Origin of the sequence: Aminobacter sp. UC22_36, assembly GCF_044056035.1 — a bacterium.
Lineage (GTDB): Bacteria > Pseudomonadota > Alphaproteobacteria > Rhizobiales > Rhizobiaceae > Aminobacter.
Map to the genome: position 1 here is coordinate 4955837 of NZ_CP171996.1, position 17325 is coordinate 4973161.

Genomic DNA, 17325 nt, shown 5'->3' on the forward strand with positions numbered 1-17325 from the left:
TCGCTGGCATTCGGCCGCACGATAGTCCGATGCCGGAGCAGCCGAAAGACCGGCACGTCCGCGCACGCGACCTCCCGTCAGGTTGCGGAGTTCTGGGCCGTATGCCAAAAGCGGCCAACCGCCCGGAGAACCGATTTCTTGAAGCACCCGCGTGACAAGCGCCGCGACAGCCGGCCTCAGCCGCCCCGCAAGGGGGCTGCCTCAGCGTCCGCGCCTGTGCGTGCCCGTGAGGAGCATCGCCCTGCTCCCAGGCAAGAAACAGCACCTGAACCTAAGTCTGAGCCGCGCAAGCTCGTCCGCCGCGAAGGTGCATTGCCCGCCGAAAAGCTGCCGCTGATCCTCGAGGTCTCGCCCAATGACGACTACGCGCTGCTCGACAGCGGCGCGGGCCTCAAGCTCGAGCAATATGGCCCCTACCGCATCGTGCGGCCCGAGGGCCAGGCGATTTGGCAACGCGCGCTTCCGGCCAAGGAATGGGAGCGCGCCGACGCCGTCTTCACTGGCGATACCGACGAGGAAGGTCTCGGCCGCTGGCGTTTTCCCAAGATGCCGCTCGGCGAAACCTGGCCGATGCGTCATGACGGGCTGCACTATCAAGGCCGCTTCACCTCGTTCCGCCATGTCGGCGTGTTTCCCGAGCAGGCGACGCACTGGGATCACATGGCCCGGCTGATCGTGGATGCCAAGCGCCCGGTCAAGGTGCTCAACCTGTTTGGCTACACCGGACTTGCCTCGCTGGTCGCCGCCCGCGCCGGTGCCGAAGTCACCCATGTCGACGCCTCGAAAAAGGCCATCGGCTGGGCCCGTGAGAACCAGGAGATGGCCGGTCTCGCCAACAAGCCGATCCGCTGGATCTGCGAGGACGCGATGAAGTTCGTCGAGCGCGAGGAGCGCCGCGGCAGCCGCTACGACATCATCCTGTTCGACCCGCCGGCCTATGGCCGCGGGCCCAAGGGCGAGGTCTGGCAGCTGTTCGAGAGCCTGCCTGCCATGACCGACATCTGCCGCTCGATCCTGACACCGAAGCCGCTGGCCGTGGTTCTAACCGCCTATTCGATCCGTGCCTCGTTCTTCGCCATCCATGCCTTGATGCGCGACACCTTCGCCGGCATGGGCGGCACCATTGAGTCGGGCGAGTTGGTCATCCGCGAGAAATCGGCGGGACGCGCGCTTTCGACATCCCTCTTTTCGCGCTGGGTGGCCAAATGAGCGAACACCGCACTGGAGCGCCGGGCCGCGTCAAGGAAGTGACCAGCCTCGCCAACCCGCTGGTCAAGGACATCAAGGCGCTGGCGCAGAAGAAATTCCGCGACCAGCAGAACGCCTTCATGGCCGAAGGCCTGAAGCTGGTGATCGACGCGCTCGATCTCGGCTGGACGATCAAGACGCTGATCTTCGCCAAGTCCGCGCTCGGTAATGCGGCTGTCGAAAAAGTGGCGGCGCGCACCGTCGCATCAGGCGGCGATGTGCTCGAAGTCTCCGAAAAGGTGTTGACGGCAATCACCCGCCGCGACAATCCGCAGGCGGTAGTCGGCGTATTCGGCCAGCGTTTCGTGCCGCTCAAGGATGTCCGCCCGAAGGGCAACGATGTCTGGGTGGCGCTCGACCGCGTGCGCGATCCCGGCAATCTCGGCACTGTCATCCGCACCGTCGATGCTGTTGGCGCCAAGGGCATCATCCTGGTTGGCGAAACGACCGATCCGTTCTCGCTCGAAACCGTGCGCGCCACCATGGGCTCGATCTTCGCGGTGCCCGTTGCCAAGACCAATCCGGAAGCGTTCCTCGCCTGGCGCAAGGATTTTGCCGGTACTGTCGCCGGCACGCATCTCAAGGGTGCTGTCGACTACCGCTCCGTCGACTTCGGCAATCGTCCGGTTGTGCTGATGATGGGCAACGAGCAGCAGGGCCTGCCCGACAATCTGGCCGATGCCTGCGACAAGCTTTTGCGCATCCCGCAGGCCGGCCGTGCCGATTCGCTCAATCTCGCTGTCGCCACCGGCGTCATGCTTTTCGAGATCCGGCGCAACGCGCTGAAGCTTTAGGAGCCCGCGGGTGAAGTCAGCAGCATTCTACGGGATTGTGACGGCGCTCGCCGTGGCGCTCGACCAGTGGATCAAGGTGCTCGTCGAAGCCAATCTCGTCATGCACGAGAAGGTCGACGTGCTGCCGTTCCTGGCGCTCTACCGCACCTACAACACCGGCATCGCCTTTTCGATGTTTTCCAGCGTCGGCGACACCGGGCTCATCGCGCTGACTGCGATCGTCGTTGCCTTCGTCAGCTATCTGGCGATCCGCACCACGCCGGCACAAATCATCTCGCGCTTCGGTTTCGCGCTGATTGTCGGCGGGGCGCTTGGCAACCTCATCGACCGGACCGTCTACGGCCACGTCATCGACTACATATTGTTCCACACTCCGGTGTGGTCGTTTGCCATCTTCAACCTCGCCGACGCCTTCATTTCGGTCGGTGCGGCACTGGTCGTGTTCGACGAGTTCCTGGCCTGGCGACGCGGTCGCAGCGAGCCCAAGGCCGCCGACGAATAGGCGGAATGGCAGCGATCAAGTCACAATACAATTTGTGACGAAGCCGTGAGGTCAACGGCAGCTTACCCACAGACTTCACTAAGCGGTTAAGAATTTTTTCACGAAGGTCGCAATCGGGTCCAAGGTCTGCCACAATCGCTCATCATGGTGCGTTCGGTGGACGGGCCGAAAGGTACCGATTGAACTGTCTGGTGGTCACGCGGCGTAGATTTGCGGGCCGGAACGACAGCTGGGGATGCTCACTATTCCGAGCACTTGGGGCCTGAGTGGAGAGTCGCTAGTGAAAATGCCCTTCGGGTTGGGCGCAGCAAATCAGCCGCGCTCCGCGATGATGTTCACGAAAGCCGAGCCGGCTTCCTGGCGCGAGAACGCGCCGAACCGCGGCTTGGTCTGCGGTGTATTGGCGATGACCGCGCTGATGAGCGTGACCGCCGTTTCTGCCCTGTTCATCCTGCCACATATGGGCCAGCACTCGGCCGACACCGTGCAGGAAGCCGCCGAACCGGCAAAAGAAAAGATCACCACCATCACTGCCGAACCGACCGGTCGCAAGGAACGGGTCGCCGCCGCGCGCAGCTCGATCCTGGTTTCCGACGCTGCGGCAGAGGAAGCCTCCGACATGCCGCTGGCTGCCGATCCGCGCTGGGCGCAGGTCGTGGCAGCAGGCGCGACCCAGCCGCTCGAAGCCATGCCGGCTATCCCGGGCGCCGAAAAAGTTATCGCCAGGGACCCGACCGAGACAGCAACGCTGGCGCTCGCCAAGACCGATCCGGCCGAGACCGCCGCCGTCAAGGCAATCGAAGCGGAGACGAAGCCTGCCGACGAGATCAGCCAGGGCGGCAAGGAAGCCACCATCAAGCGCTCGGTGAACATGCGCGCCACCCCGCAAAAGGGTGGCCAGGTGCTCAGCGTCATCCCGGCCAAGACCGCCGTCGAACTGGTGTCGTGCACGCAATGGTGCGAAATCGTTTTCAACGGCAAGCGCGGTTACGTCTACAAGAGCTACGTCCAGTAATCGTAGTATTCCCGGCAGTCATATTCCCGAAAACGCCGCGACCGCTAAAATTCGATCTATCTGCCAAAATCTTCCCTAAGCTCTCGATGCTAGGCTTCCGCCATGATGACGGAGTCGGGCACAGCTGATGAAAAGACGACGCAAGGCGTGACGATGGTCGACGCCGACACGCAGTCGCTTCGCCGCATCATCACGCCGCCTTCGCTCGCACCGGCATTGCCGAAGGAGCCGCCACGCGGCCTCTATTTCACGATACTCGTCGCCGTGCTGGTGCTTGCTGGCCTGGCGCATCTGACCGGCGCGCCAGCCTTCATCAGCATAAGCCTGTTTGCCATCGGCCTTGCCGGCATGGTGCTACTTTCGCGCAGCCTTGGCGAGCGGGCACGGGCCGCCGAAGCGATCACCGAAAACGCCTCTCGCAATCGCGCCGAGATCGAGACCCTTGCCGACCGGATGTGGGAGCTGCAGGAAAGCGAAGAGCGCTTCCGCGGCCTCATCGACGCGCTTGGCGACCTTGTCGTCCATCGCGATCGCGACGGCCGCATCGTCTATGCCAACAAGGTGTTCGCCGAGCTCATCGGCCAGGATCCACGCGACCTTGCTGGCCGCACCCTGACGGAAATCGGCGTCGATGTCGGCGTGGTGCCCGATGCCGCCTTCGCCGATGGCGAATGCCTGAGCTCCACCGATGTCGGCATCCGCTCCAACGGCGGCGTGCGCTGGTTCTCCTGGATCGAGCTTTCGGTGCGCGACAAGGCCAGCAACGCGGTTTCGCACCGGGCGATTGCCCGCGACATCACTGCCCGCAAACGCGCCGAAGCGGCCCTGATCGGCGCACGCGAGCGCGCCGAGTTCGCCAGCCAGGCGAAGTCGCGGTTCCTGGCGACCGTCAGCCACGAGATCCGCACGCCGATGAACGGCATCATGGGCATGGCCAAGCTGTTGCACGACACCGAGCTGTCGCCCGAGCAACGCACCTATGTCGGCGCCGTCTCGACCTCCGCCAGCGCGCTTCTGGCGCTCATCGAAGACCTTCTCGACTATTCGAAGATCGAGGCTGGCCGCTTCGATCCCGAGCCACAGCCGATGTCGCCGCGCGAAATCGCCGACAATGTCGTCGAACTGCTTGCATCCCGCGCGTTCGGCAAGGGCATCGGGCTGGGCTGCCATGTCGCGCCCAATGTGCCGCAGATGGTCACCGCCGACCCCGGCCGCGTCCGCCAGGTCCTGCTCAACCTGATCGGCAATGCGATCAAGTTCACCGATGCCGGCGGTGTCCGGCTCAATGTCGAGCGCACCGGCGACGGCCATCCCGGCAAGATCCGTTTCACTGTGACCGATACCGGGCCCGGCCTGCGCGCCGAGGACGTGGAGCGTATCTTCGAGGAATTCGAGCAGGCCGACGGCACTTCGACACGCTCGCATGGCGGCGCCGGACTTGGACTGGCCATCTCCAAACGCCTGGTCACCGCGATGGGCGGCACGATCACCGTCATCAGCCAACCCGGCGAGGGCTCGGAATTCGGCTTCGAGCTGCCGGCATATGGCGCGACCGACACGCCGCAGGCCGACGCCGATGCGCTGGCTGGCCGACACGTCGTCATCATGTCGAAAAATACCACCGAAGCAGAAGCGCTTGCCGATACCATTCGTGCTCATGGTGGCCGAGCCGACATCGCCGTGACACCCGAACAGGCTGCCGCCTTCGCTGAGGGGTGCAATGCTCTGCTGGTCGATGCAGCGCTCGAGGAAAATGACGGCCGTATGCTCAAGCAGTTGCGCGAAAACGGCTTCGCTGCCAGCGAAGCGGTGACGCTGATCGCGCCGACCGACCGCGGGCTGCTCGGCGAATTGCGCGCCAGCGGCTACGCGACCTTCCTCGCCCGTCCGGTGCGCGGCGAGACCCTTTTGCGGGTGCTTCTGGCGAATCAGGGTGTCGTGCAGGGCAAGCCCCAGCCCGCCAGCCGCCGCACCGCGGCCAAGCCCGCGAAGCATCCAAATCTTCGTGGCCTGTCGGTGCTGATCGCCGAGGACAACGACATCAATGCCATGCTCGCCCGCGCTGTGCTGGTGAAGGCAGGGCACCGGGTCGATGTCGTCAACAATGGCAAGGCTGCCGTCGAGGCGGTCACCGGGGCCAATCGCAAGCGGCGCTATGATGTCGTGCTGATGGACATGCACATGCCCGTAATGGACGGTTTGGACGCGATTTCGGCCATCCGCAGGCATGAAGAGCAGCACGGGCTCGCTGCTGTGCCGATCATGGTCCTGTCCGCCGACAGCCAGGAAAAGACCCGCCACGCGGTGCTCGCCCATGGTGCCAGCGGCTTTGTCACCAAGCCACTCGACCCCGATGTTCTGATCAATCTTGTCGAACAGCGCGCCGCTGCCTGAACTAATCGAGGCGATTTTCCTAGCCGGCTAGGCGCCGTTGCTTGCCCGCTCAGTCTTGCCGGGACAGGTTGATCACGATACTGTCACAATCCTGTAGCACCGACACCGTATCCCCGCGCCAGGAGGGATGGCTCGAAGGAGAATCACCCGTGCATACAGCCTTGCCGGACAGTGACACTCAGAAAGCCAGCGGCGCCAAGGTGACAGTGCCTTCCAAACCTTTACTGCCAGGTACACCGCTCGGACGGATCGGGACGCTGGAGGTTCGCCTCGCCCGCGACGAGTCGGAAATCGCCGCCGCCCAGGAAGTGCGCTACCGCGTGTTCTTCGACGAACTCGGCGCCAAGAAGCAGGCCCTGCACTCGATCGAACGGCGCGACGCCGATCGATTCGACGACATCTGCGATCATCTGCTGGTCTTCGACACCTCGATATCAGGTCCCGAGCATCGCCGCATCGTCGGCACCTACCGTTTGCTGCGCCAGGAGCGTGCAACGGAAGCCGGCGGCTTTTACTCCGACGACGAATTTGAGTTGAACAAGCTCATCGCCCGCCATCCCGGTCAGCGCTTCCTTGAGCTTGGCCGTTCCTGCGTGCTGCCCGAATACCGCTCGAAGCGGACGATCGAAGCGCTGTGGCAAGGCATCTGGGCCTATCTCAACCGTTACGACATCGACGTCATGACCGGTTGCGCGTCCTTCCACGGCACGGTGCCGGCGGCCCATGCCGAGGCGCTGACCTATCTCGCCCATCATTCCCGCACCAGCGCGGACTGGGACGTGCGGGCGGTCGCCGGGCGCTATTGCGCCATGGATCTGATGCCCATCGAAGCGGTCAACGCCAAGTCCGCGATCGCCGCGATGCCGCCGCTGATCAAAGGTTATCTGCGCGTCGGCGCCAAGATCGGCGACGGCTGCGTCATCGACCATGATTTCGGCACCACCGACGTCTTCATCGTCATGCCGGTGAAGGAAATCGGCGCCCGCTACATCAATTATTACGGCGGGGAAACGCAGCGCTTCGCTGCCTAGTTCCGTGGGCGACGATCTCGCCAGCGCCTTCGACAAGCTGCGCGCAGCAGCCGAAGGCCTGCCGGAGATCGCCGAAGCCACCTCCTACGGTACGCCGTGCCTTCAGGTGCGCAAGAAATTCCTCTGCCGCGTCAAGGATGCCGACACGATCGCCATCATGTGTCCACTCGAAGAAAAGCAGATGCTGATCGAGGCCGCGGCGCAGATTTATTTCGAGACCGCGCATTACCATGGCTGGCCGGTGGTTCTGGTTCGCATCGATGCGATTTCGGCAGACGAGCTGCATCACCGGCTCGAACGCGCCTGGCTGATGCAGGCGCCCAAAAGCCTGGTCAAGGCGCGGCAAGCTGCCGGTTGAGCTGCCGGCCGCGACGTGTGAGGTGGCGACCACCAGCGGGACGAGACGAACCGATTCAGGATCGCGGCTCATCAAGGCCTCGCCCGAAACCATCTACCATGCCCTGCTTGACCCTCAGGCGGTAGCAAGCTGGCGTCCGCCACAGGGCATGCGAGGCGAAGTCCTGGCCTTCGATGCGCGCGAAGGCGGCACCTTCCGCATGGCCTTCATCTACGAGGGCGACGGTGGGCACGGCAAGACCACTGATAATGCCGATGTCTTCGAAGGCCGGTTTGCCGAGCTGGTGCCGGGCCGGCGCGTCGTCGAGCTTGTCGAATTCGAATCGGACGATCCCGCCTTTGCCGGGACGATGCGGATCGTGACGGCGCTGGAACCGGTCGGAAGCGCCACACGGGTCACCGTCAGCTGCGAAAACGTGCCACCTGGTATCAGCGAACGCGACCATCAAAAGGGAATCGCCTCGTCGCTCGAAAACCTCGCGGCCTTCGTCATGGCCTAGACAACGGCTCCTGCCGGATGAGGTGTCCAGATCAACCGCAGGTGTCAGTGGCGAGCGCGTTCAGTCGCTGCTCCGTCAGAGCATCGGCAAGGTTGGGGATCAGTGCCAGGCAGACCAGCACGCAGATGCCGGCGACCAGCAGCCGCAAGGGTTTCCTGAAATGCCTGCCGTTCAGCACGGCACCCGCGCCATAGATGGCAAGTCCCAGCACACCGAAGAACAGCACCGGCCCAGGACTGTCGCAGTCGATGCCGCCCCCGCCCCAGGCCTTGTATTCGTTCGCCGGCATCAGCCCCAGCACAGCGATGGGCAGCGCGACAACAAGTGCCGTGTAGCCAAGGATGGCAGCGAGTTGGCGCGGCCGTTTCCGCTCGATCATGCCAGCCTCGTCTCGGCGAGTTCGATCCGTCATTGACGCCCTGATGGCACTGGCGTGGCGCCAGCCGCAAGGGCTGGCTGCGCGCTTTTCGCCTCTTCGCCAGCCATTACCCCGATCGCATCGATCCGGGCCTCGCCCTGGGTGATCAGCCGGGCGCCGCGCTGGTTGCGGGCGTGAATCCAGAGCCAGTTGATGGCAACGCTGAGCCGCGCCCGCGAACCGATGAGGAAGTAGATGTGGGCGATGCCCCACAGCCACCAGGCCAGGGCGCCGCGCAGCCTGATCCAGCCGAAGTCGATGACCGCGCGGCGCTTGCCGATCTGCGCGAGACTGCCCTGATGGCGGTAGTGGAACGGGCGCGGCGCGGCATTGTCGCGCAGCCGCGCCTTGATGGTGGCCGCGACGTGCTGGCCCTGCTGCTTGGCGGCGGGCGCGATGCCGGGCGCGGGTTTTCCGTTCGGACCGCTCACCGTCACAGTATCGCCGATGGCGAATATCTCGGGGTGACCGGGCACCGTCAGGTCGGGCATGACCTGGAGACGTCCCGCCTTGTCAGCCGGGGCGCCGAGCCACTCGGCGGCGGGCGATGCGCGCACGCCGGCGGCCCAGATGATCGTCTTCGTCGCCAGCCGGACGTCGCCATAAGTGACGCTGTCGGCGGTGCAGTTGGAGACGGCGCGACCGAGTTCGACCTCAATGCCAAGCTTGCGCAACGAGCGCAGCGCATATTCGGAGAGGTCATCGGGGAACCCGCCAAGGACCCGCGGTCCGGCTTCGATCAGCACCACCCGCGCCCTGCCCGTGTCGATGTTGCGGAAATCGCGCGGCAGCGTATCCCGCGCCAGCTCGGCAATCGTCCCGGCCAGTTCCACCCCGGTGGGGCCTGCGCCAACGATGACGAAGGTCAGAAGTGCAGCCTGCTTTTCCGGGTCTGTCTCGCGCTCGGCACGTTCGAACGCCACCAGGATGCGCCGCCGGATCGTCGTCGCATCTTCGAGTGTCTTCAGGCCAAGCGCATAGCGTTCCCATTCGTCATGGCCGAAATAGGCGTGGCGCGCGCCGGTCGCCAGCACCAGGCTGTCATAAGGCACGGTCTCGCCGCCTTCGAGCAGCACAAGGCGCCGTTCGGCATCGACACCGGTGACGTTGGCCAGGATGGTCGTCACCTCCGGCCTGTTCCAGACAAGCGAGCGGATCGGCCAGGCGATCTCTGACGTCGCCAGCGAGGCCGTCGCCACCTGGTAGAGCAGCGGCTGAAACAGGTGGTGATTGCGCCGGTCGACGAAGGTGATGCTGACCGCAGCCCCCGCCAGCCCCTTGACGACCTCCAACCCGCCGAAGCCGGCGCCTACGACCACAACCCGATGCGGCATCGATTCTGTCCTCTGCTTTGTCGGCGCATAGTAAAGCCAGCTTCGCGGACAGGTATAGGGCCAGACATCTCAGGGGATATCTTCGGGGCGGCGGCCCGGACGACTACGATAGGCCGGAAAAGTCCAGCCGAACTTCAACGCGCCGCCGCGGACCATGAAGGCCGCGACAAAGGCGACGACCGTCGACACCTCCGGCGGCAGTTCGGCGATGTCGGCGAGCGTGTAGATGCCCGCCCCCACCATTGCCGCCGAGACATAGATTTCAGGCTTGAGCAGCACCGAGGGCTCGCCGGCGAGAAGATCGCGCAGGATGCCGCCGAAGGTCGCCGTCAAAAGCCCCATGACGATGGCGACCGTTGGCGAACCGGTCGCTGCCAGTCCCTTGGCCGCACCTATGGCGGCATAGGCCGACATGCCGAGTGCATCGAGCCAGAGCAGCAATTTGTAACGGGATTCAACGAGGTGGGCGGTGAGGAAGACAAGCACGGCAACCGCCGCGCAAACCAGCACATAGGCCGGATTGATGACCCAGAACACCGGCAGGCCCAGGATGACGTCACGGACGGTGCCACCGCCGATGCCGGTAAAGCTCGCCAGAAACAGAAACCCGATGACGTCGAGTTGCTTGCGCGAGGCGGCAAGCGCGCCGGTGGCGGCAAACACCGCCACACCAGCATAGTCGAGGTAAAGCAATGGGTTCATGAGGGCGAAGAGGGAGTAGTGAGTAGCGAACAGGAAGACAACATGGCGAATCCCAGCTTTGCAGCTACAATATCCGCCAATTCCCCGTTCGCTACTCCCTATTCCCTATTCGCTATTTCTCAGGCGTCTTTCTCGGCCTGTTCGTTGACCGGGCCGGGCTCGGCCGGGGCCTCGGAGACATGCTTGGGGCCGCCCTTGGCGATGCCGACCATGGCCGGGCGCAGGACGCGGTCGCCAATGGTGTAGCCGGACTGGGCGACATGCACGACCGTGTTGGCGACGACGTCGGGGTTCGGCACTTCGAACATCGCCTGGTGGAAGTTCGGGTCGAACTTCTCGCCGAGGGGATCGAGCTTGCGCACGCCATGGCGTTCGAGCGCCGACAGCATCGAACGCTCCGTCACTTCAACGCCTTCGATCAGGCTGGCAAGGCCCGCACCGCCGGCTGCCTTGGCCTCGTCGGAAACCGCCTCGATGGCGCGACGCAGATTGTCCGACACCGAAAGCATGTCGCGGGCGAAGTTCGCCACCGAGTAGGCGCGGGCATCCTGCACGTCGCGGGCGGTGCGGCGGCGCAGGTTCTCCATCTCGGCAACCGTGCGCAGCGCGCGGTCCTTCAGCTCTTCGTTTTCTTTCAGCAGTCGCACGAGGGCTTCGTAGTCGCCTTCGACGCTGCCTTCGATCTTCTCGGCCTGGGCCTCGGCAGCCGCCACATCGTCGGGCGTGCGTTCGTCTTTTGCCTGGTCGCTCATCGCCAATTCCCGTTGTTTGGATACGTTCTAAGTTGCGCCCGATATCGAGGTTTAGGTGTCAAAAATCAAGGGGCAAGGGCCGCAAGGACGGGATGTCGCGCCTCGTGGCGCCTCGCTCGGCGGTTCGGCAAGCGTCAACAATTCAATATTAATTCAAGCTTTACCATACAGGCCGACCATTGCCACGGCGGGCGATCGATATGGGAACCATATGCATCTGGCAGGAGTTCTCCCCATGAAGAACAGGCCCTCAGTCATGCCCAGCACACGCATCAATAAGACCGCAACCAAGGTGGCGACAAATATCAGGCGCGAACTCGCCACCGAAAGCAATCTACGCGTGCTGGAAGCGCTGCCAGCATTCCAGGCCGACCTACACCTGCCCAAAAAACTCCGCCGCCTGCTCGACAGGCTCGACGCCGCCGAACACGACAAGCCGCTGCGAAAAATGCTCAGCAGAAACTAAAGCGCCAGGCGCTCTCGTCCAGCGTTTCAGTGGTGCTCAGGGGCGCGCGGCGCGGCGCCAGGAATATTTCGCGCCTTCCGAAGGCAACTCGGCCGGCTTGGCGGTCGGCTGGTAATAGAGCGGCAAACCACCCGCCTGGCCTGCTTCGAGCCGCTTCAACAGCACCGGATGCGAGACCTCGAACTCATCGAAGCCGACGCGCAGCATGTGCGGCAACTGGTCGACAAGCACCTGCCCCGTCGCCCTCACAGCACCTTGGAAGCCATGACGGCTGCGCAGCAGCTCGGCTTTCGAGAAGGAACGGCCGTCACTGAAGGCCGGGAAAGCAAGGGCGACCAAAGACAGCTGGTCAAGCGAGTCGACGATTTCCTCGAGTTGGTCGCCAGGCTGGAGCAGGACGCCAAGGCGTTCCTTCGCCGCTTCGCGCTGTTCGGCCGAGAGTTCGAGAAAAGCCTGAAGCGGCAGGATGACCCGGCTGTTGCCGGCCAACGCACTTGCATCCTCGGCATGGGCCCAGCCGTCGTCCCGAAAGCCTTCAGGGGTCCAGAGGCGGATCGCCGGTGTCGCTTCGGTCATAAAGTGAATTCCTAAAGTGATGCGTCAGTCAGCGACTGTTCGAGGCCGGAGAGATGGATGCCACATTCGGTCTTGGCCTGCCCGGCCCAGCGCCCGCTGCGCGCATCCTCGCCCGGCTTGACGATCTGCGTGCAAGGAAAGCAGCCGATCGACAGGTAACCATAGGCGACGAGCCGGTTCTCGCGCAACGCGTGCTTACGCATGTAATCGGCGAGGTCCGACGTGGTCCAGCGCGCCAGCGGGTTGATGCGGAAACGCGGACCGACCTGCTCGAACACCGGAAGTGCAGCACGGGTCGCAGCCTGGAAGCGCTTGCGGCCGGTGAACCAGGCACGAAACGGCTCGACGCCGCGCGCCATCGGCTCGACCTTGCGCACGTCGCAGCAGGCATCGGTGCTGGTCTGGTGCAGATTGCCGGTCGGGTCGATACGCGCCAGGGCCGCATCGTCAGGCGTGATGATGCGGATGTCGGTCAGGCCGAAATCGGCGGCCAGTGCGTCGCGATAGTCGAGCGTCTCGCCGAAATGCTTGCCGGTGTCGAGAAAGATCACCGGCAGCTTGCGGTCGACTTCCGAAATCATGTGCAGCAGCACTGCCGAATCCGCCCCGAAGGACGACACGGCGGCGATTTCGCCGGCAAAGCGTTCGGTGGCCGCGCGCGCGATGATCTCCACGGGCGTCAGATGCCCGTAGAGCGCGTCGAGCGCCGCAGCTTCTGCCAGAACCTGCGCTTCGGTCTCGGCGTCAGGCTGCCTTGGCTTCGCTAGCATAAAGCGCCTCCTTGAACGGCGCTGGGCCGACGCGGCGATAGGCGTCGAGGAACTTTTCCGAACGGTCGAGCCTGATGCCGAGATAGGTCTCGACGATTGTCTCGATGGCATCGGTGATCTCGTCGGGGCCGAAGCCGCGGCCGATGATCTCGCCGACCGAGGTGTGTTCGTCGGCCGAGCCGCCAAGCGTCACCTGGTAAAGCTCGGCGCCCTTCTTCTCGACGCCCAGGATGCCGATGTGGCCGACATGGTGGTGGCCGCAGGCGTTGATGCAGCCGGAGATCTTGAGCTTCAGCTCGCCGATGTCGCGCTGGCGCTCGAGCGAGGCGAAGCGCCTGGAGATTTCCTGCGCCACCGGGATCGAACGGGCATTGGCCAGCGCGCAATAGTCGAGGCCGGGGCAAGCGATGATGTCGCTGATCAGGTTCGAGTTGGCGGTGGCGAGATCGATCGCCACCAGCGCGTCGTAGACCGCCTTGAGATCGGCGCGGGCGACATGCGGCAGGATCAGGTTCTGCTCGTGGCTGACGCGGATTTCATCGAAGCCGAACCTCTCGGCGATGTCGGCGACCGCGTCCATCTGGCTGTCGGTGGCGTCGCCCGGCACCTCGCCGATGCCCTTGAGCGAGATCGTCACGGCAGCGTAGTCGGGATTGCCGTGGGTGAAGACGTTCTGGTCGACCCAGTCGCCGAAGCTCTTGGAATCGAGCCGCGCCAGCTTGACCGCCTCGTCGCCTTTAGGCCGCGCCGTCAGTGCCGGCGGTGCGAAGTAGGACTGGATCGCCGCGACGTCGGCCTCGGGCAGCTCGAGTTCGCCGTCCTTCAGCGCCTGCCACTCATGTTCGACCTGCCGGATGATCTCGTCGACGCCGGTCTCGTGGACCAGGATCTTGATGCGCGCCTTGTACTTGTTGTCGCGGCGGCCGTGCAGGTTGTACACGCGCAGGATCGCCGTTGTGTAGGACAGCAGATGCTGTTCCGGCAGGAAGTCGCGGATCTTCTTGGCGACCATCGGCGTACGGCCCTGACCGCCGCCGATGTAGACGGCAAAGCCGAGTTCGCCCTTGTCGTTCTTCTTCAGATGCAGGCCGATGTCGTGCGTCTGGATCGCGGCGCGGTCTCGCTCGGCACCTGTTACCGCGATCTTGAACTTGCGCGGCAGGTATGAGAACTCCGGATGCACCGACGACCACTGGCGCAAAATCTCGGCGTAAGGCCTGGGATCGGCGACCTCGTCGGCGGCGGCACCGGCGAAATGATCGGCGGTGACATTGCGGATGCAATTGCCCGAGGTCTGGATGGCGTGCATCTCGACCGAAGCGAGGTCGGCCAGGATCGCCGGAATATCGGAAAGTGCCGGCCAGTTGAACTGGATGTTCTGGCGCGTGGTGAAGTGGCCGTAGCCCTTGTCGTACTTGCGGGCGATGTGGCCGAGCATGCGCATCTGCTTCGAGCTCAGCGTGCCATAAGGCACCGCGATGCGCAGCATGTAGGCGTGCAGTTGGAGATAGACGCCGTTCATCAGGCGCAGTGGCCGGAACTGGTCCTCGGTGATCTCGCCGGCAAGGCGTCGTTCGACCTGGTCGCTGAAATCGGCGACGCGGGCCTTTACGAAATCATGGTCGAACTCGTCGTAACGGTACATGGTCGTCTTCCGGTCTGTGTTCAGGCGGCGCCGGCTGCGGGCCGGGCCTGCTTGCCAAGGTCGAGGCGATTGCTGGGGCCGGCGGCGCGGATCACTTCGCGCAGCCTGAGTGGCTGGATCGCGCCATCAACGACGCTGACATCGATCAAGTTGACGTCGACAACCTCGTTGTTGTCGTAGGCGGCCTTGCCGATCGCCTCGAGGCGGGCTTCACCGGCCTTGTCGCCGACGGTTTCGGCGACATCGATGGTCTCGGCCCATGTGCCGTCGGCCGCGAACCACACGGCCTCGCCGTCGGTCAGCCGATTGGCGGTAAGGATCTTCATGCCCTGCTTCCTTCGAGCGCCGCGCGGGCGGCCTGTTCGTGCCTGTGTGCCGCGAGCGGCTCGGAAAGTTCAAAATTGGCGCCGGCGACAGCGTCGCCGATGATGGTCATGACCGGCCCGTCGAGATCGCTGCGCGCTTCGAGCGACGGCAGGTCGGCGAGCGTGCCGTGGAAACGGCGGCGGTTTTTCAGGCTGGCGTTCTCGACCACGGCAACCGCCGTATCGGGCGACAGCCCGGCATCGATCAGGCGCCCAGCCACGTCGGCGGCAACCGAGCGGCCCATATAGACGGCAACCGTCGCACCGGAGATGGCAAGCTTGGCCCAGTCGGGCAGCGAGCCGCCCTTGAGATCGTGGCCGGTGGTGAACACCATCGAGGAGGTGACGCCACGCAGCGTCAGCGGCAGTTCGAAATCGGCAGCGGCGGCGAAGGCAGAGGTGACGCCCGGCACGACCTCGTAGGACACGCCGGCATCGCGCATCGCCTGCATCTCTTCGCCAGCCCGGCCGAACACCAACGGATCGCCCGACTTGAGGCGCACCACGCGCTTGCCAGCCTGCGCCAGCTCGACGAGCAGGTCGTTGATCTTGCTCTGGGTCTTGGAATGGCAGCCCTTGCGCTTGCCCACCGGCAGCCGCTCGGCGTCGCGACGGCCCATCGAGATCACCGCCTCGGGCACCAACGCGTCGTGGACGATGACATCGGCTTCCATCAGCAGGCGATGGGCGCGCAGGGTGAGCAGGTCCTCGGCGCCGGGGCCGGCACCAACGAGCGCAACATGGCCCTTGCTCGCCCCCTTTTGCAGCAGCAGTTCGGTCGCCGCGTCATGCGCCTCGGCAAGCTGGCCGTTGTCGAGCGCCCGCGCCGGCGCGCCTTCGAAAAACTCGCGCCAGAAGCCGCGGCGGACATTGCCCTTGGGCAGCATACGCTCAACGGCGTCGCGGAAGCCGGCGCCAAGCGTCGCAAGCGCGCCGAGTTGCGGCGACAGCATTCGGTCAACGCGGGCGCGGATCATCTGCGCCAGCACCGGCCCTGCCCCTTCGGTGCCGATAGCAACGGCGACAGGCGCACGATTGACCAGCGCAGGGGTGAAGAAATCGCAGAGCTCGGGACGGTCGACGGCATTGACCGGAACGCCCAGCTCGCGGGCATCCTGGGAGATGCGGCGATCGAGCGCCGCGTCGCCGGTCGCGGCGAACACCATGACAGCCCGCTCGATCAGCGATGCATCATAGGCCGCATGGATACGGGTTGCGCCATTGGTGGCGATCCAGTCGCGCAGCTGCGGCTCGGCTTGGTCGGCAATGATGCGGATTTCGGCGCTCGACTGGCTGAGCAGGCGAGCCTTGGCCAGCGCCTCATCGCCACCGCCGACGATGACCACGGCTTCGCCTTCGACCTTGAGGAAGATCGGGAAGGCGTTCAACTTGGCGGCGGCTTGAGTCATGACGCGATGGTTCCGGAATACCCACCATTTCTAGCCGCCATTGCTGCGCTGCAGAAGAAATGCACTCGCGCGCGCCGTTAGGGGAGGCAATCGCTTTTGCCCGACCCAATGCGCCAAGAGAAAATTATTCCAACAGGAGGGCTCGGGCTCATTTCCGGGCCGAGACTTCTGCAAGGACTCGCACTGCCTGGTTTACCGGCGGCAACCCATGAATCGCCCGGATTTGTCGTGTCGCCGGTGTCGCTGTCTTGCTGACGGGACGCGACAAAAGCGCGAGGCCTCTGGACGCGTTTTTCCTAATTTCTACTAACTTAGTAGAATTAAGCTCGATGGCGCTCCGGCCTCGTTTTGCTACCCGTCCGGAACATCCGCGGCTGCCCGACGTTCCCCAACGAGGGGCTAGCAGCAGAAGGAGCACGACATGACGCACATCAATCTGAAACACGGGATCTGGGTGCTCGTGGCGGATGGCGAAAAGGCGCTGTTCCTGAAGAACCGGGGCGACACCAAATATCCGAACCTCGAAGTCGTCCGCGAGATGGAGCAGGACAACCCGCCGACGCGCGAACAAGGCAGCGATCGCCCCGGCCGCTACAGTGACGGCCCGTCGATCCACCGCAGCGCGGTCGACGATACCGACTGGCACCGCGTCGCCAAGGAGCGCTTCGCCGACGAGGTCGCGACACGGCTCTACAAATTCGCCCACGCCGGCGCCTTCCGCGAGATCATCCTGGTGGCGCCGCCACTGGTGCTCGGCGAGTTGCGCAAGAAGCTGCACAAGGAAGTCGACGAGCGTGTCTCGGCCGAAATGGCCAAGACACTGACCAATCACAGCGTTGCCGACATCGAGACCATCCTGATGGCGGCCTGAGCCCAGGCAACAGTTCCAGGCAATCTTCCATTAAGTGCTGGCAGTCGCTGCCAGCACTTTTTTCCACTGGGGGCCAAGTTTCTTGGCTGCCTAGGGTTGCGCATGCGCGCCTGCGTCCACCATATTGGAAATGCAGCGGATTTTACCGCCGCACCCCAAAACAATGCTCATTTCGA

19 protein-coding genes are annotated in these 17325 nt (G+C 64.3%); 10 read left to right on the plus strand and 9 right to left on the minus strand.

What is annotated here, in order from left to right; genetic code table 11:
* Positions 1 to 138: 138 nt before the first annotated feature.
* From ACHMW7_RS27795 to ACHMW7_RS27830, 8 genes are all read left to right on the plus strand, one after another.
* Complete coding sequence (locus tag ACHMW7_RS27795; protein WP_395448584.1) at positions 139 to 1209, plus strand: class I SAM-dependent methyltransferase; 1071 nt, start codon at positions 139 to 141, stop codon at positions 1207 to 1209.
* Positions 1206 to 2042: a TrmH family RNA methyltransferase gene (locus ACHMW7_RS27800; RefSeq protein ID WP_395448585.1), complete on the plus strand. Its 837-nt coding sequence runs from the start codon at positions 1206 to 1208 to the stop codon at positions 2040 to 2042. The genes ACHMW7_RS27795 and ACHMW7_RS27800 overlap by 4 nt, the downstream gene beginning before the upstream one ends.
* Before the next feature lie 10 nt (positions 2043 to 2052).
* On the plus strand, positions 2053 to 2544 hold the full coding sequence (gene lspA, locus ACHMW7_RS27805) for a signal peptidase II (protein WP_395448586.1): 492 nt from the start codon (positions 2053 to 2055) through the stop codon (positions 2542 to 2544).
* A gap of 328 nt (positions 2545 to 2872) precedes the next feature.
* Positions 2873 to 3559, plus strand: a complete 687-nt coding sequence (locus ACHMW7_RS27810; RefSeq protein ID WP_395448587.1) for an SH3 domain-containing protein — start codon at positions 2873 to 2875, stop codon at positions 3557 to 3559.
* A 102-nt stretch (positions 3560 to 3661) separates the two neighbouring features.
* Positions 3662 to 5953: an ATP-binding protein gene (locus ACHMW7_RS27815; RefSeq protein WP_395448588.1), complete on the plus strand. Its 2292-nt coding sequence runs from the start codon at positions 3662 to 3664 to the stop codon at positions 5951 to 5953.
* A gap of 149 nt (positions 5954 to 6102) precedes the next feature.
* Positions 6103 to 6984, plus strand: coding sequence for a GNAT family N-acetyltransferase (locus tag ACHMW7_RS27820; RefSeq protein WP_395448589.1), 882 nt, complete (start codon positions 6103 to 6105; stop codon positions 6982 to 6984).
* A 4-nt stretch (positions 6985 to 6988) separates the two neighbouring features.
* Positions 6989 to 7342 (plus strand): MmcQ/YjbR family DNA-binding protein, encoded by a 354-nt coding sequence (locus ACHMW7_RS27825; protein WP_395448590.1) that lies wholly within the window; start codon positions 6989 to 6991, stop codon positions 7340 to 7342.
* Between the two features lie 22 nt (positions 7343 to 7364).
* A complete protein-coding gene (locus ACHMW7_RS27830; protein ID WP_395448591.1) occupies positions 7365 to 7841 on the plus strand; it encodes an SRPBCC family protein in 477 nt (158 codons plus the stop codon).
* 31 nt (positions 7842 to 7872) lie between these two features.
* On the opposite strand, the gene ACHMW7_RS27835 is transcribed toward ACHMW7_RS27830, so the two are convergent.
* The 4 genes from ACHMW7_RS27835 to grpE all read right to left on the minus strand — a co-directional run bounded on the left by ACHMW7_RS27835 (position 7873) and on the right by grpE (position 11047).
* A complete protein-coding gene (locus ACHMW7_RS27835; protein ID WP_395448592.1) occupies positions 7873 to 8220 on the minus strand; it encodes a hypothetical protein in 348 nt (115 codons plus the stop codon).
* Between the two features lie 29 nt (positions 8221 to 8249).
* Complete coding sequence (locus ACHMW7_RS27840; protein ID WP_395448593.1) at positions 8250 to 9593, minus strand: NAD(P)/FAD-dependent oxidoreductase; 1344 nt, start codon at positions 9591 to 9593, stop codon at positions 8250 to 8252.
* A gap of 69 nt (positions 9594 to 9662) precedes the next feature.
* The gene (locus tag ACHMW7_RS27845; protein WP_184769930.1) at positions 9663 to 10295 is read right to left on the minus strand and encodes a trimeric intracellular cation channel family protein; all 633 of its coding nucleotides are present in this window, start codon (positions 10293 to 10295) and stop codon (positions 9663 to 9665) included.
* A gap of 119 nt (positions 10296 to 10414) precedes the next feature.
* Positions 10415 to 11047, minus strand: a complete 633-nt coding sequence (gene grpE, locus ACHMW7_RS27850; protein ID WP_395448594.1) for a nucleotide exchange factor GrpE — start codon at positions 11045 to 11047, stop codon at positions 10415 to 10417.
* A gap of 55 nt (positions 11048 to 11102) precedes the next feature.
* On the opposite strand from grpE, the gene ACHMW7_RS27855 reads away from it, so the two are divergent.
* Entirely contained in the window at positions 11103 to 11513 is a 411-nt protein-coding gene (locus tag ACHMW7_RS27855; protein ID WP_395448595.1) for a hypothetical protein, read from the plus strand.
* Positions 11514 to 11549: 36 nt separating this feature from the next.
* Here the strand turns inward: ACHMW7_RS27855 and ACHMW7_RS27860 are convergent, their stop codons facing one another.
* From ACHMW7_RS27860 to cysG, 5 genes are read right to left on the minus strand one after another with little or no spacing between them, the layout of a single operon-like run.
* On the minus strand, positions 11550 to 12089 hold the full coding sequence (locus ACHMW7_RS27860) for a DUF934 domain-containing protein (protein WP_395448596.1): 540 nt from the start codon (positions 12087 to 12089) through the stop codon (positions 11550 to 11552).
* Positions 12090 to 12100: 11 nt separating this feature from the next.
* Positions 12101 to 12859: a phosphoadenylyl-sulfate reductase gene (locus ACHMW7_RS27865; protein WP_395448597.1), complete on the minus strand. Its 759-nt coding sequence runs from the start codon at positions 12857 to 12859 to the stop codon at positions 12101 to 12103.
* Complete coding sequence (locus ACHMW7_RS27870; protein WP_395448598.1) at positions 12834 to 14504, minus strand: nitrite/sulfite reductase; 1671 nt, start codon at positions 14502 to 14504, stop codon at positions 12834 to 12836. The genes ACHMW7_RS27865 and ACHMW7_RS27870 overlap by 26 nt, the downstream gene beginning before the upstream one ends.
* 20 nt (positions 14505 to 14524) lie before the next feature.
* Positions 14525 to 14830: a DUF2849 domain-containing protein gene (locus ACHMW7_RS27875; protein WP_395448599.1), complete on the minus strand. Its 306-nt coding sequence runs from the start codon at positions 14828 to 14830 to the stop codon at positions 14525 to 14527.
* Positions 14827 to 16278 carry a siroheme synthase CysG gene (gene cysG, locus ACHMW7_RS27880; RefSeq protein WP_395448600.1) on the minus strand — a complete coding sequence of 484 codons (1452 nt, stop codon included), beginning with the start codon at positions 16276 to 16278 and terminating at the stop codon, positions 14827 to 14829. The genes ACHMW7_RS27875 and cysG overlap by 4 nt, the downstream gene beginning before the upstream one ends.
* Before the next feature lie 421 nt (positions 16279 to 16699).
* On the opposite strand from cysG, the gene ACHMW7_RS27885 reads away from it, so the two are divergent.
* Positions 16700 to 17149, plus strand: coding sequence for a host attachment protein (locus ACHMW7_RS27885; RefSeq protein ID WP_395448601.1), 450 nt, complete (start codon positions 16700 to 16702; stop codon positions 17147 to 17149).
* Positions 17150 to 17325 lie beyond the last annotated feature (176 nt).